This is a genomic window from Amycolatopsis sp. FU40, from assembly GCF_021903635.1.
In the GTDB taxonomy this organism is placed as follows: domain Bacteria; phylum Actinomycetota; class Actinomycetes; order Mycobacteriales; family Pseudonocardiaceae; genus Amycolatopsis; species Amycolatopsis dendrobii.
In genome coordinates this window covers 9,364,485-9,378,375 of record NZ_CP091381.1, presented here as the reverse complement: position 1 = coordinate 9,378,375, position 13,891 = coordinate 9,364,485, and the positions used below count along the sequence as shown (strand labels likewise).

The window sequence follows — 13,891 nt, the reverse complement described above, 5'->3', positions numbered from 1 at the left end:
GGGGAAAGGGAAGGGGCGGGCCGGCGACCGGAATCGCCGGCCCGCGGGGTGCGTCAGTGGAACTGGTCTTCTTCGGTCGAACCCTTGAGCGCGGTGGTCGAGCTCTCCGGGTTCAGCGCGGTGGACACCAGGTCGAACCAGCCGGTGCCGACCTCGCGCTGGTGCTTCGTCGCGGTGTAGCCGCGCTCCTCCGAAGCGAACTCGCGCTCCTGCAGGTCGACGTAGGCGCTCATGCCGTTGCGGGCGTAGCCGTGCGCCAGGTCGAACATCGAGTAGTTCAGCGCGTGGAAGCCGGCCAGCGTGATGAACTGGAACTTGTAGCCCATGGCGCCGAGCTCGCGCTGGAACCGCGCGATGGTGTCGTCGTCGAGGTGCTTCTTCCAGTTGAACGACGGCGAGCAGTTGTAGGCCAGCATCTGGTCCGGGTACTGCGCCTTGATCGCCTCGGCGTACTTGCGGGCGACCTCGAGGTCCGGCGTGGAGGTCTCCATCCACAGCAGGTCGGCGTACTGCGCGTAGGCCAGACCGCGGTCGATGCACGGCTCGATGCCGTTGTTGACCTCGTAGAAGCCCTCGGAGGTGCGGCCGCCGGTGAGGTACTTGCGGTCGCGCTCGTCGACGTCGCTGGTCAGCAGGGTCGCGGCCTGCGCGTCGGTGCGGGCGACGACCAGGGACGGCACGTTCAGCACGTCGGCGGCGAGACGGGCGGCGTTCAGGGTGCGCTCGTGCTGCTTGGTCGGGATGAGGACCTTGCCGCCGAGGTGGCCGCACTTCTTCTCGGACGCGAGCTGGTCTTCCCAGTGCACGCCCGCGGCACCGGCCGCGATCATGCCCTTCATCAGCTCGAACGCGTTCAGCGGGCCGCCGAAGCCTGCTTCCGCGTCAGCGACGATCGGGGCGAACCAGTCGATGTCGCCGTTGCCCTCGGCCCAGTTGATCTGGTCGGCGCGACCCAGCGCGTTGTTGATGCGGCGGACGACGGCCGGAACCGAGTTGGCCGGGTAGAGGCTCTGGTCCGGGTAGGTCTGGCCGGCGAGGTTGGCGTCCGCGGCGACCTGCCAGCCGGACAGGTAGATGGCCTTCAAGCCAGCACGCACCTGCTGCACGGCCTGGTTGCCGGTGAGGGCGCCCAGCGCGTGGACGTAGTCCTCGCTGTGCAGCAGCTCCCACAGCTTCTCGGCGCCGCGGCGGGCGAGGGTGTGCTCTTCGACGACAGAACCGCGAAGCTTCACCACGTCGGCGGCGGAGTAGGTCCGCTGGACACCCGCCCAGCGGGGGTCGGTCTTCCACTGCTCGGCCAGCTCGGCCGCCGCCTGCTCGAGCTGATTGGCCTGCTCGGTCATCGGACTCTCCCGTGTTGCGAAGTTTGCGATTGCTCGCCTTGCCTGGTCACGACCCTGACACGAGCGGGAAAACTCGGTCTACTGCTCCAATTTGCCAATTTCTGCGAAGATTGCCTAGCATGCTGCAAAGGTTGCGAATCATCGGTTCGCAACCCCAGCGAAAATTCGCGGGCTTGATCGTTCACGTAATCGTTCAGGCCCGGAAACCTTCCGGCCGGACGGAGCACCCATGGACAAAACTTTCGCCGGCGCGCGGCTGCGGCATCTGCGCGAAAGCCGGTCGATGAGCCAGGCGGATCTCGCTCGTGTGCTCGAGATCTCACCCAGTTATCTCAATCAGATCGAGCACAACTCGCGCCCGCTGACCGTGCCGGTGCTGCTGAGGATCACGCAGGCGTTCGGCGTCGACACCGAGTTCTTCGCCAACAACGACACCTCGCGGCTCGTCGCCGACGTCAAGGAAGCTCTGCTCGACGAGGCTGTGGGCATCGAAGCGACGACAAGCGAACTGAACGACCTGGCCAGCAACTTGCCGTCCATCGCCCAGGCGCTGGTGAAACTGCATCGCAGCTACCGCAACGCGGTCGAGAGCACAGCCGCTCTGACCACGGAAAACGGGCTCGGCCTGCATGGAAGCGCCGCCGCGCCGCTGCCGCACGAGGAGGTCCGCGACTTCTTCTACGAGCGGGAGAACTACGTCGCCGAGCTGGACGAGCGGGCCGAGCGGATGGCCGCGCAGATCCCGCTGCGGCGCGGCTCGGTGCTCGGGTCGCTCAAGGAACGGCTGTGGCAGCGCTACGGCGTCGACGTGACGAACGAGGGCATCAACGAATCCGCTGGTGAACAGCATCGATACGAGCCGGCGACGCGGGTGTTGCGGCTGGCCCCGAGCCTCCGGGTCGGTCAGCAGGCGTTCCGGATGGCGTCCCAGATCGCGCTGCTGGAATACGACGACTTGATCACCGAACTCGCCGATTCGTGGGCTTTTTCCGGCCCGGCCGCGCGGACGCTCGCGCGCGTCGGCCTGGCGAACTACTTCGCAGGCGCGCTGATCCTGCCGTACAGCCCGTTCCTGGCCGCGGCAGAGGAGTTCCGGTACGACATCGAGCGCCTTTGCGACCACTTCGGAGTCGGATTCGAGACGACGTGCCACCGGCTGTCGACTCTTCAACGCCCGAAACAGCGCGGGGTGCCGTTCTCGTTCGTGCGCGTCGACCGAGCCGGGAACATGTCGAAACGCCAGTCAGCGGCGGGTTTCCACTTCTCGCGCGTCGGCGGCGCTTGCCCGTTGTGGAACATCTACGAGGCCTTCACCTCGCCGGGCAAGATCCTCACGCAGATCGCGGCGCTGCCGGACGGCAAGCGGTACTTCTGGGTCGCGCGGACGGTGTCGCGCAACATCGGCGGGTACGGCAGCCCGGGCAAGACGTTCACCGTCGGTCTCGGCTGCGAACTGCGGCACGCCGGCCGGCTGATCTACTCGACCGGCCTTGACCTGGACGAACCCGCCGCCGCGACGCCGATCGGCATGGGGTGCAAGGTGTGCGACCGGCCCGCTTGTTCGCAACGCGCGTTTCCGGCGATCGGCAAACCGCTCACGGTGGACGAAAACACCAGCACGTTCGTCCCGTACCCGGCGGTGCCGAAGACGTGAACGCGGCCAGTGACGTGAGTGCCCCGGACGTGTTCACCGGGTGCGAAGTACATTCACCCGAGTGCACGACATCGACACGGTGAATGCAGAACTGGTCGAGCAGGCCGCCGAACGGCTCGCGGGCGTGGTCACACGCACGCCCTTGGAGCCCAACGCGCGTCTCTCGTCCCGCGTAGACGCGCGCGTCTGGCTTAAGCGCGAAGACCAGCAGACGGTCCGCTCGTACAAGATCCGCGGTGCGTACAACTTCATCGTGCAGCTCAACGCCGAGACGCGGGCGCGCGGTGTCGTCTGCGCGAGCGCTGGCAACCACGCGCAAGGCGTCGCATACGCGTGTCGCCGCTTAGGGGCGAACGGTCGCGTGTACGTGCCGGGCACGACGCCTCGGCAGAAGCGTCAACGCATCGCGGCTCTCGGCGGCGCGCACATCGAAGTCATCGTCGTCGGCGAGACGTACGAAGACGCCTTCGCCGCGGCTAAAGATGACGCCCACCGCACTGGTGCGACGCTCGTTCCGGCGTTCGACGACGTACGCACTGTCGCCGGCCAGGGCACTGTCGCGCTTGAAGTGGTTTCGCAGCTCGGCTTCGTGCCGGATGTCCTGGTGGTGCCGGTCGGCGGCGGTGGGTTGCTGGCCGGGATCGCGACGTGGGTCCGCGAGCGGCATCCGGACATCCGGGTCGTCGGCGTCGAACCGGCAGGGGCGATGTGCATGGCGGCAGCCCTCGAAGCGGGCGAACCAGTGCGGATCGATGCGGTGGACCCGTTCGTGGACGGTGCCGCAGTGCGCGAGGCCGGTCAGGTGACGTTCCCGTTGATCCGCGACAGCGGCGCGGAACTGACGTCCGTCGCCGAGGGCGCGGTGTGCACGGAAATGCTGTCGATGTACCAGTCGGACGGCATCATCGCCGAACCTGCGGGCGCGCTCGCGGCAGCTTCTCTCGGGACCAGCGTGCAGGTCGAGCCCGGGCAGACGGTCGTGTGCATCGTTTCCGGCGGCAACAACGACGTCAGCCGGTACAGCGAAATCCTCGAACGCTCGCTGATGCACGAGGGGCTGAAGCACTACTTCCTCGTCAGCTTCCCGCAGGAGCCTGGCGCGCTCCGGCGGTTCCTGGACGAAATCCTCGGCCCGGAGGACGACATCACGCGGTTCGAGTACGTGAAGCGCAACAACCGGGAGATCGGTCCCGCGCTGATCGGGGTCGAGATCCCGCGGCGCGCGGACCTGCCCGGACTGCTGGCTCGGCTGGAGAAGAGCCCGCTGCAGGTGGAGCGGGTCGAGCCGGGGAGTCCGTTGTTCCACTTCCTGCTCTGAGGTGTCGCTGGTCTGCCCGCACGACGGATTGGGTGTCTGAGGTTTGCGGCATTTGCTCGCCTCAGCGCCAGTATCAATGGGCGGACTCGCGCGAACGCGGCGAGCACGTGCACGCCGTTGTCGCCAGTTTTCAGGCGATCGGGCACTGGCACGAAGACGCTCTCGGCATTTCCGCTCCAGAAGCCTTCAACGGGAAACTCGGTCGGGTGCTCGCGTTCCGGGACCTCCGCGCACCGCACAGACCGCCGCGACGCCGAAGCGTTCGATCGCCCATCGCTCCCTCACTGACCGCGGCATCGGCACCTCAGCGAAGGCTGCTTTCATCGACGACGCAGCGGCGAAGGCGCTGTCGGAGCCATCCGACGGCAGCGCCTGAGCGCGGGCCTTCGGCGTCCCGATCCCTGCTGCCGACCGGTCAATCGAGCTCCACCAAGGATCGTTTCTGCAGTTCAGCGCGATTCGCCAAAAAACGGCAACACCGCTCAGTCGAGTTCGGCGCTTCCCTCGCGGTAGATCTTCGCCGACTTGATGCGGGCTCCGGACAGCCGATAGAAGCCAGCGATGGCGAAAACGTGCTCCTCGCCGTTGTGGGTGAGCCGCTCGGTCAATTGGGCGGCGACCTGGTCACCGTCCGCGAGAACGTTCTCGACCGTCAACGTCGGAAGAAGCTGCTCCATGGCACTGCTGAACAGTTCGGTGAGCTCGTCGCGTCCGCGCACGACGCTGCTGCCGGTGATCCAAACCGCGTCCTCGGTGAAGCCGTCGAGGAGGGCTTGCAGGTCACGGTTGTTGAAGGCGGCGACATGCCGACGCAGGGCTTCGCTCATAAGGCGAGGTTATCGGCGCTGTCAGGTGATTTTCGCCGCGCTGAATCGACGCGCAGCTCGCTGGCGTCAGCTGTCGCCGAGCGTTTTCTGCAGCGCCTTGTTCGCCTTGCGCGCCATGTCGGCGACGGCCTCGCGTCGGGCCGCATCCGCGGCGTAGTCGTCCTCGCGGTTCCGGACCACCCGGGCCGGTGAACCGACCGCGATCGAGTAGTCCGGGATGTCACCGCGCACTACCGCGTGCGCGCCGAGCACGCTGCCGCGGCCGACGCGCGTGCCCTTCAGGACGCTGACCTTGGTGCCGAGCCACGTGTCCGGGCCGATCCGGACCGGCGATTTGACGATGCCCTGGTCCTTGATCGGCACGTGGATGTCCGCGGTCACGTGGTCGAAGTCGCAGATGTACACCCAGTCGGCGACGAGCGTGGCGGCGCCGAGCTCGATGTCGAGATAGCAGTTGATCACGTTCTGCCGTCCGAACACCGACTTGTCGCCGATGCGAAGGGACCCCTCGTGACAGCGGATGGCGTTGCCGTCGCCGATGTGCACCCAGCGGCCGATTTCCATCCGGCCGTATCCGGGGCGGCAGTGGATCTCGACGTTCTTGCCGAGGAACAGCATGCCGCGCAGGATGATGTGCGGGTTCGCGATGCGGAATTTGAGCAGCCGGTAGTAGCGCACGAGGTACCACGGCGTGTAGGCGCGATTGCGCAGGATCCAGCGCAGCGAGTCGGCCGTCAGGAACTTCGCCTGGTGCGGGTCCCGCCGGGCCCGCCGCCAGGCGCGCACGCGCGACAACGCGGGCGCACCCCACATCGACGTCATGCCCTTGACCGTAACCTGTGGACGACGGCCGGCCACACGCAAGGGGAGCAGGATGGGGACCAAGCTGATCATCGACACCGACCCCGGCGTCGATGATGCTTTCGCGATCGCGCTGGCCGCGAGGTCGGCGGACGTCGACCTGCTGGGCGTGACGACTGTCTTCGGCAACGTACCGCTGGCCACGACGACCTCGAACGCACGCCGTCTGCTGCAGCTGTGCGACCGGCCGGACGTGCCGGTCGCCGCAGGTGCCTCGCGGCCTCTCCTCTACCGCGAACTGCACCGGTCAAGCACCGTGCACGGCTCCGACGGACTTTCCGGGCACGCCGCTTCGCTGCCCGACGCCACCCGTCCGCTTGAGGATTTCGACGCGGTCAGCCTGATGGTTTCGCTGCTCGAAGCCTCGGACGAACCGGTGACCATCGCGCCGATCGGCCCGCTCACCAATATCGCCGCCTTGCTCGCGGCCCACCCCGGAGTGCGTTCGAAGATCGCTCGCATCGTCCTGATGGGCGGCGCAATCACCCTCGGCAACTCGACTGCGGTCTCCGAATTCAACATTTGGGCCGATCCAGACGCAGCACGGCGCGTGATCGCCGAGGACGACGTTCCGTGCGTGATGGTCCCCCTCGACCTCACCCACCGGTGCGCGGTCGACAGCACGTGGCTGGCAAAACTCGCGGCTTCCGGACCAGTCGGGCAGGCGCTGAACTCGTTCACTCCCGACTACCTGGCGCACTACCGGCAGGTGCTCGGCTATGAAGGCATAGTCCTGCACGACGCGGTGGCCGTCGCCGAGGCGATCCGCCCGGGCATCCTGCGCGCGGAGACCTACCCGGTCGACATCGACTCCGGCCTCGGCCCGACCCGCGGCATGACGATCGTCGACCGGCGGGCGGTCCCGAACCGACCGACCGGGCGGCCGGTCGAGGTGGCGGTGGATACGGAACTGGACGTGTTGCGCGAGTTCGTGCTGTCGAGACTCGCCGGGGGCCGGTGATGGACGGGGCCGGGAGATCGCCGCTGGATGGCGAATCGCAGGTCACGCCTGGTGCGGCGGCGGGTGCGGGCAGCGGGGAGCCTGGGGGTGCGGGTTCGTTGCCGGTTCGTGGCGAATCGGTTGGTGCGGGTGATCGGTCTGCGGGTGGGGCGGCGCCGGTGGGCGGCGGATCTGGCGGCTCCGGTCGTTCGCCCGCGGGCGAGGCGTCGCCAGTGGGCGGCGAATCAGTTAGCTCCGGTCGTTCGTCGGGCGGTGAATCGTCGCCAGCGGATGGCGAAAATCCTCCGTCGACCAGTGAATCGCCGCTGAGTGGCGAATCGGTTGGCACGGGTGATTCGTCCGCGGGCGAGGCGTCGCTGGTCGGTAGTGAATCAGCCAGCGCCGGTCGTTCCCCCGCGGGCGAGGCGTCGCCAGCGGGCGGCGAATCAGTTAGCTCCGGTCGTTCGTCGGGCGGCGAATCGTCGCCAGCGGATAGCGAAAATCCTCCGTCGACCAGCATTTCGCCGCTCGGTGGCGAAACCTTCGAGCTGGCTGGTGAGTCATCGTTCGGAAGCGACTCGCCTGAGCTGACCAGCGCGTCGCCGTTAAATGGCGACGGGGTCCGTGCCTCGGCGGGCGAAGGGGTCGCGCGTTCGGCGAGGCAGGGTTTTCTCGCGCGGAATCGGCGGGCCGTGGTGACGTTGGCGGCGGTTGTGGTGGTCGTTGCGGCGTTGGTCGTCGCGGTGCAGATTTTGCCGGGCGGCACCGGTGACGCGAATTCCGGGAACGTCGCGGCGACCTCGTCCTTGGTGCCGAATAGCTCGAAGACGGCTCCGGTCTCGACTGTGCCTACGTCGGTGGTGCCGACCCAGCCTGGGGTGCCGCGGGCTGGGGAGTTCGGGGTGTGGGCGTCGCGGACCAGTCAGTGGCTCGACATTCCGTTGCGGGCGATGAACGGGTACGCACAGGCGACCGTCACGCTCAGCAAGGAACAGCCCGACTGTCACCTGTCCTGGATCACTCTCGCCGCGATCGGGAAGATCACCAGCGATCACGGACGGGCGCAGGGTAATCGAGTCGGAGAGAACGGGACTCTCGCGAAACCGCTTGGCACGGTGGAAGTTCTCGACTTCTATCACCGGCCGGTTTCGACGCCGGGAGCCGCGGGGCCGTTGCAGCTCTCCCCCGCGGTGTGGAGCAAGTGGCAGCGCAGTGCGTCCGGCGGCAAGCCTGACATTCAGAACATCGACGACTCGGCACTCACGGCTGGGCGCGCGCTCTGTGCGAATGGCCGCGATCTGGCGACAGATTGGTGGAACGGAGTCGCCACGTTGGAGCCGGCTCCGGTCGTTTTGCATCGGACGCTCGCGACGACCAACGTCTACGGCACGGTCGGCCAGAGCGATCAGCCGCCTAATCCCGCGGTGCTCACTGCGGTCGATTTCGCGATTGACCAGATTGGGCTGCCGTATGTCTGGGGCGGCAACGGCACTCGCGACGCCGACCCGGGATTCGACTGTTCCGGCCTGACGACCGCGGCTTACGCGAGCGCTGATGTCAAGCTGATGCGGACGGCGGACACGCAATTCCGCAGCGTTGCCCATGTGAGCGAACCCCAATTGGGCGATTTGATCTTCTACGGTGCGCCCGCTACGAAGATCCATCATGTGGGGCTGTACATCGGGAATCAGCAGATGATCGACGCGCCGCAGACTGGGCAGGCGGTGCAGGTTCATCCGTATCGGAAGCCCGGTGACGACTACGCGGGTGCAGGGCGTCCGACTGCCTGACCCGCGGCTCAACCTGTCGTGTGCGCAGTGGAAGCCTGCGAACGCGAGAAATGCCCTTGTGGCAACCCAACTACGCGCATTCGCAGACCGTGTTGGGTCCGTCAGCGTTGACGGACCAGGTCCAGGGAGACCTCCCATAGCTGCTGCGCGGACGCGGCGTCGCGGGCCCAGCGTTTTACTGCATGACTGTTGCCTGCCAGGTCGACATGGTCTGGAACTGTCACGGCTTCGTTGCCGTCGTCCAGGTAATGGCCACCGTTATGGGCGAATTCTGGAGCGGTCGCGGCGACGAGAGCGGTGGCCGCGCCTTGTTCGATGGTCTTGTAGGCGAAGACCCCGGCGGCTTCGAGCCGGTCTAGATGGTCCTTCATGTCTTGGGTGAAATCTCGTTGCAGGCCAGTGGAAACTCCGCCGGGGTTGACCGCGTTGGCGACGATTCCGTCGGCTGCCCACCGGCGAGTCGCTTCGACGGCGAACAACGAGTTGGCCGTTTTCGACTGCCCGTAAGCCAATTGGGGATCGTAGGCGCGGTGGGTAAAGTGGATGTCATCGAAGACAACGGGTGAGTACATGTGCGCGCCGGAGGTCACCGCGACGATCCGGGCCGTTCCTTGCTGATTCGCGCCTGCGGCCAGGGCGTCGTGCAGGCCCAGTGCCAGCGCGAAGTGGCCGAGGTGATTGGTCGCGAACTGCAGTTCCCAACCCTGCGGAGTGCGGCCCAGGGCCGGACGCATGACGCCGGCATTGTTGATCAGCAGGTGCAGCGGGCCGTCCCAAGTGTCGGTGAAGCGGGTCACGGTGGCGAGGTCGGCCAGGTCGAGGTGTGCGACGCGGACGGTGCGGGTTCCGGTGGAGGCGGCGATGTCCTCGGCGACGCTCGTACCGAGAGCGGTGTTTCGTACGGCCAGGGTGACGTCCGCGCCGACGGAGGCGAGCGCGCGGGCTGTTTCGCGGCCAAGGCCGGACGTGGCACCGGTGACGATCGCGCGGACGCCGGTGAGGTTCTGGCCTGTGACGACGTCGGCGGCGGTGCTGGTGGCGTCGAAGGCTGTGCGGATCAGGGAGGTTTGAGACACCCTTCGGACTATACGCATTGGACTTTGTTTGTATAGTGTGTCCATGGGCAGTGATCGACGCACGCACGTACTGGACTCGGCGTTGGAGGTGTTCGCGCGCTACGGCTATCGCAAGGCGTCCATGGATGACGTCGCGAAGGCTGCGAACATCTCGCGTCCTGGCTTGTACTTCTACTTCTCGTCCAAGCCGGAGCTGTTCCGCGCCACTGTGCAGCATTCGCTCGACGGCAGCATCGAGGCAGCCCGGCTCGCTCTCGCCGATTCGCGGCAACCGCTGCGCGAGCGGCTGGTCGAGGCGTTCGACCACTGGGCCGGTCGCTACGTCGGGCCGATGGCCGCGGAGATCGGCGTTCTGATCGACTCGAATCCCGACCTGCTCGGCACCATGCCAACCGAATACCCGAAACGGTTCCGCACACTGGTCGTCGAGGCGATCGGGGGACGCTCCGCCGCCGATGTGGCCGGAACACTGATCAGCACCGCGATCGGGATCAAGCACGACGCGGAGACCCGCGACGAGTTCCGCGCTCGAATGACCATCGCGGTCAACCTTTACTGCAAACGCTGAAACTCAGGCAGGCGGCCAGTTGCACAGGGCCGCGTCGGCGACTTCCTGCAGTTCTTCACGGGTTGCGCCGCTTGCCGCTTCGACGGCGATTCCGAACGCGACAGTCATGACGTAGCGGGCCAGTCGTGCCGCGTCGGCGTTCGGCGGCAAATCGTGTTCGTCGATGGCGCGCTGGAATCGCTTCTCAAGGGCGCGACGTGCCGCGTTTCGCCACTCAACGAGCAATTCGCGTGCGGGGCGGCCTAGTTCGCCGGCCGCCAATGAGCCTTGGACGCCCAGGCATCCGGGCGGACAGTCGGGGTCGGTCGTCGCTCGGACGGCACCGTTGAGCATCGCGGCGGCCACCTTGGCGGCAGTCGGCTCGGCCCACGCTTGCGGGCCATAGGAAGCCGGGCCTTCGTCGTAGAGCGCCAAAGCCTTGCCGAACAACTGCTCTTTGTTGCCGAAAGCCGCGTACATGCTGGTTTTCGTGATGCCCATCGCCCCGGTCAGGTCGGCCAAGCTGGCCCCTTCGTAGCCCTGCTCCCAGAACACCAGCATGGCGCGTCGCAGCGCCTCGTCGGCATCGAATCCGCGCGGGCGGCCGATGTGCGCCTTGTCCTGACCGGTCACCTCGCCAGCATACCTCTTCGGTACCGATCGGTTCAGAAGTGCTACGGTCACTTTAAGTACCGATCGGTACCGAATAATTCGGAGGTCAGCAATGGGACAGCTCGAGGGCAAGACAGCGGTCGTCACCGGCGGGAGCAGCGGGATCGGCCTGGCCGCGGCCGAGCGGCTCGCCGCCGAGGGGGCGCACGTCTTCATCACCGGCCGGAACCAGGACGCGCTGGATGTTGCCGTGAAGAGCATCGGCTCAGCCACCGCGGTAGCGGGTGACATCGCCGATCTGGCGGACCTCGATCGGCTTTACGACGCGGTTCGCACCCGCGGCAAGGGGCTCGACGTCGTTTTCGCCAATGCGGCGGCGGGATCTTTCGCAAGCCTGGAGGAGACCACCGCGGAGCACTTCGATCAAGTCTTCGCCACCAACGTTCGCGGCACGCTCTTCACCGTGCAGAAAGCGTTGCCGCTGCTCAACAAGGGCGCGTCGGTGATCCTGAACTCGTCGGTGCGCGCGGATGACGGCCTCGCTTCGTTCGGGACGTATGCGGCGTCCAAAGCCGCCCTCCGTTCCTATGCCCGGACTTGGGCCAACGAACTGAAGGACCGTGAGATCCGGGTCAACGTGGTGTCGCCCGGAACCATCGACACGCCGGTGCTCGAGAAGGCGGTCGGCGCGGACAAGGTCGATGAGGCTCGGGCGAGCTTCGCGGCGAGGGTTCCGCTCGGGCGGATGGGAACGCCGCGCGAGGTCGCCGATGCCGTGCTGTTCCTCGCCTCTGACCAGAGCAGCTTCATCCTGGGCGCGAACATCTACGTCGACGGCGGCGAAAAGCAGTTCTGACCAGCGTCAGCGCGGGGACAACGACGTTCCCGCCGTTTCGCGCTGACACGTGGACTATACAAGCGTGTAGTCTACTATTCATGCGTATAGCGATGATGTCATGACCGACTCCGATGACCTGACCGCGCGTGCCCGTATCCGCGACGCGGCGATGCGACACTTCGGCGAGTACGGCTTCGAGCGCGCCACGATCCGGGGCATCGCGGTGGAAGCCGGGGTGTCCTTGGGATTGGTGCGGCATCACTTCGGGTCCAAACAGGCACTCCGCGAGGCGTGCGACGCCCACCTGATCAAGCTCCTCCGACAGCTCAACGACCAGGTGCCGGAGGATCTGGCCACCAGCGTCACCGCGAATCCTGTCGCGGCGGCCCGGATCGCTGTCGGGCCCTACCGGGACTATCTCGTCCGGGCGCTGGTCGAAGGCGGCGTCGCGCCGTTGTTCGACGAGATGGTCGACCTCGGCACGAGCCGGCTTGTCGCCGCTGATCGGCAACGGACGGATCCGCCGACGGTCAACCCCAAGGTCCGCGCCGCGATCGGTGCCGCGATGGCGCTGTCCATCACTGTGCTGCACCAGCACATTTCCCGTGCGGCAGGCATCGACATCCTCAGCCCAGCGGGCGACAACATGCTCGCCCGCGCGCTGATCGACATCTACTCGCATCCGCAACTGAGCCTCGACGAAGCGCAGGCGGCGCTCGACCGCCTGCCCGCGGAAGGAAACTGACATGCCGCACGCGACGATTCCCCGCATCCCGCCGCTCGAACTCGACGAGATGGAGCCCGACCAGCAAAAACTGGCGAAACTCGGCGCGGACACCGTGATCCAGGTTCTCGCCCGCGCACCGGAAGTGATGCAGGCGTCCGGCGCGTTAGGCGCTTACCTGCTGAGCCAAGGGAAACTGCATCCACGGATCCGCGAGCTGGCGATTCTTCGCGTCGCGCTCCGGTGCGACGCTCCGTACGAGTGGGCCAACCATGCGCCCGCCGCGCTCGGCGGCGGCGCGACGGAAGCGGAGATCGCGGCTCTCTCCGATCCAGACGCCAACTGGCCGCCCGAGGACGACGCGGTGCTGCGTGCCGCCGACGAGCTGTGCGCGGATGTCTTCGTGTCCGAAGAAACCTGGGCAGCTCTCGCCGCGACCCGCGACCATGCAGAGATCATCGAGGTCCTGTTCCTTGTCGGCTACTACCGGATGATGGCGGGGTTCCTGAATTCCGCGGGCGTCCCGGTGAAGCCTGGGCAACCCGCGCTCGGCGAACCTCCGGCGCCAGTGGCTGCCGCTTCTCAGCAGGTTCGGCCGGCCAGCGGCGAAACCGGCCCGGACGGCAACTGGAAGGTCACGTTCACGCATCCGGCAGGAAGCAAAGACCTGCTGCTCGAACTCGCGACCGACGGCACCAGGGTGTCCGGTTCCATTTTTGACACTCAGCTGAAGGTCACGGTCCCCATCGTGTCGGGGACGGTCGACGGCCAGGAGGTCGCCTTCAGCGCGCTGGTGACTGATCCGGCGCGCTTCGAGGTGAGCGTCACCGGCACCGTCGACGGGGACGTGTTCACCGGCTCCGTCACGATTTCCGGCGGCGGCACCTTCCCGCTGTCTGGAGTGCGGGAGGTCAGTCCCAGTAATTGAACAAAGCTTCGCCGACTGTCGCCGGTTTCCAATACGCGATGTCGGAACGGGTGAGGTGCGGCCAGTCTTCGGCGTTGAAGGAACGTTCGAGGTCAGCCGGCGTGAGCACCTGGAACCGCTCCGTCTCCGCCAGGACAGCGGCCAGTTCCGGTTCGTCGACGAACTCCAACGGCCCGGATTCCCGCGCTGGTGCGAAGTCGAGCGAGCGAGGGCGGGCGAGCGCGATCACCGGCACGTCGTTGGCCGCGACGACCGAGACTGTGCGGCCGGGGTACTCGATGACGGCTTGCCAGAAGTTCGGGGTGACGGCCGGGACACGGAAGTCGGTCAAGGTCCCGCCGGTACGACGGGCGAAGCCGTAACAGAGACGGCGAACTTCGCGGACCTCGACCACCGTCGCATTCTACGCGGCCGTTCCCCCGGCGGTGGGCGC

The 13,891-nt window shown here is 66.8% G+C and carries 14 protein-coding genes; 8 read left to right on the top strand and 6 right to left on the bottom strand.

The features are described 5' to 3' along the window. Nucleotides 1–53: 53 nt before the first annotated feature. Nucleotides 54–1,343 (bottom strand): isocitrate lyase, encoded by a 1,290-nt coding sequence (gene aceA, locus L3Q65_RS44440; protein WP_037811829.1) that lies wholly within the window; start codon nt 1,341–1,343, stop codon nt 54–56. Nucleotides 1,344–1,572: 229 nt separating this feature from the next. On the opposite strand from aceA, the gene L3Q65_RS44435 reads away from it, so the two are divergent. Both L3Q65_RS44435 and ilvA read left to right on the top strand, forming a co-directional pair. After that, on the top strand, nt 1,573–2,997 hold the full coding sequence (locus tag L3Q65_RS44435; RefSeq protein WP_182892260.1) for a short-chain fatty acyl-CoA regulator family protein: 1,425 nt from the start codon (nt 1,573–1,575) through the stop codon (nt 2,995–2,997). Between the two features lie 61 nt (nt 2,998–3,058). Beyond that, the gene (gene ilvA / locus L3Q65_RS44430) at nt 3,059–4,315 is read left to right on the top strand and encodes a threonine ammonia-lyase IlvA (RefSeq protein WP_182892261.1); all 1,257 of its coding nucleotides are present in this window, start codon (nt 3,059–3,061) and stop codon (nt 4,313–4,315) included. A 482-nt stretch (nt 4,316–4,797) separates the two neighbouring features. On the opposite strand, the gene L3Q65_RS44425 is transcribed toward ilvA, so the two are convergent. Then, nucleotides 4,798–5,142: a nuclear transport factor 2 family protein gene (locus tag L3Q65_RS44425; RefSeq protein ID WP_237598317.1), complete on the bottom strand. Its 345-nt coding sequence runs from the start codon at nt 5,140–5,142 to the stop codon at nt 4,798–4,800. A 66-nt stretch (nt 5,143–5,208) separates the two neighbouring features. Next, nucleotides 5,209–5,964 (bottom strand): acyltransferase, encoded by a 756-nt coding sequence (locus L3Q65_RS44420; RefSeq protein WP_037712791.1) that lies wholly within the window; start codon nt 5,962–5,964, stop codon nt 5,209–5,211. 52 nt (nt 5,965–6,016) lie between these two features. Between L3Q65_RS44420 and L3Q65_RS44415 the strand changes: the two genes are divergently transcribed. Both L3Q65_RS44415 and L3Q65_RS44410 read left to right on the top strand, forming a co-directional pair. After that, nucleotides 6,017–6,964, top strand: a complete 948-nt coding sequence (locus L3Q65_RS44415) for a nucleoside hydrolase (protein ID WP_237598316.1) — start codon at nt 6,017–6,019, stop codon at nt 6,962–6,964. 671 nt (nt 6,965–7,635) lie between these two features. Further along, entirely contained in the window at nt 7,636–8,733 is a 1,098-nt protein-coding gene (locus L3Q65_RS44410; RefSeq protein WP_182892587.1) for a C40 family peptidase, read from the top strand. A gap of 101 nt (nt 8,734–8,834) precedes the next feature. Here L3Q65_RS44410 and L3Q65_RS44405 read toward each other — a convergent pair whose 3' ends face one another. Further along, nucleotides 8,835–9,854 carry an SDR family NAD(P)-dependent oxidoreductase gene (locus L3Q65_RS44405; protein WP_237598315.1) on the bottom strand — a complete coding sequence of 340 codons (1,020 nt, stop codon included), beginning with the start codon at nt 9,852–9,854 and terminating at the stop codon, nt 8,835–8,837. On the opposite strand from L3Q65_RS44405, the gene L3Q65_RS44400 reads away from it, so the two are divergent. Then, complete coding sequence (locus L3Q65_RS44400; protein ID WP_237598314.1) at nt 9,853–10,377, top strand: TetR/AcrR family transcriptional regulator; 525 nt, start codon at nt 9,853–9,855, stop codon at nt 10,375–10,377. The two genes, L3Q65_RS44405 and L3Q65_RS44400, sit on opposite strands and share 2 nt — an antisense overlap. A gap of 3 nt (nt 10,378–10,380) precedes the next feature. On the opposite strand, the gene L3Q65_RS44395 is transcribed toward L3Q65_RS44400, so the two are convergent. Then, nucleotides 10,381–10,989 (bottom strand): TetR/AcrR family transcriptional regulator, encoded by a 609-nt coding sequence (locus tag L3Q65_RS44395; protein ID WP_182892265.1) that lies wholly within the window; start codon nt 10,987–10,989, stop codon nt 10,381–10,383. A gap of 91 nt (nt 10,990–11,080) precedes the next feature. Between L3Q65_RS44395 and L3Q65_RS44390 the strand changes: the two genes are divergently transcribed. The 3 genes from L3Q65_RS44390 (at nt 11,081) to L3Q65_RS44380 (ending at nt 13,458) form a co-directional block, all read left to right on the top strand. Continuing rightward, a complete protein-coding gene (locus L3Q65_RS44390) occupies nt 11,081–11,824 on the top strand; it encodes an SDR family oxidoreductase (protein WP_182892266.1) in 744 nt (247 codons plus the stop codon). Nucleotides 11,825–11,924: 100 nt separating this feature from the next. Further along, nucleotides 11,925–12,551, top strand: a complete 627-nt coding sequence (locus tag L3Q65_RS44385; protein WP_237598313.1) for a TetR/AcrR family transcriptional regulator — start codon at nt 11,925–11,927, stop codon at nt 12,549–12,551. 1 nt (nt 12,552) lies between these two features. Then, entirely contained in the window at nt 12,553–13,458 is a 906-nt protein-coding gene (locus L3Q65_RS44380) for a carboxymuconolactone decarboxylase family protein (RefSeq protein ID WP_182892268.1), read from the top strand. On the opposite strand, the gene L3Q65_RS44375 is transcribed toward L3Q65_RS44380, so the two are convergent. Further along, complete coding sequence (locus tag L3Q65_RS44375; RefSeq protein ID WP_182892269.1) at nt 13,442–13,852, bottom strand: hypothetical protein; 411 nt, start codon at nt 13,850–13,852, stop codon at nt 13,442–13,444. The genes L3Q65_RS44380 and L3Q65_RS44375 overlap by 17 nt on opposite strands. Nucleotides 13,853–13,891 lie beyond the last annotated feature (39 nt).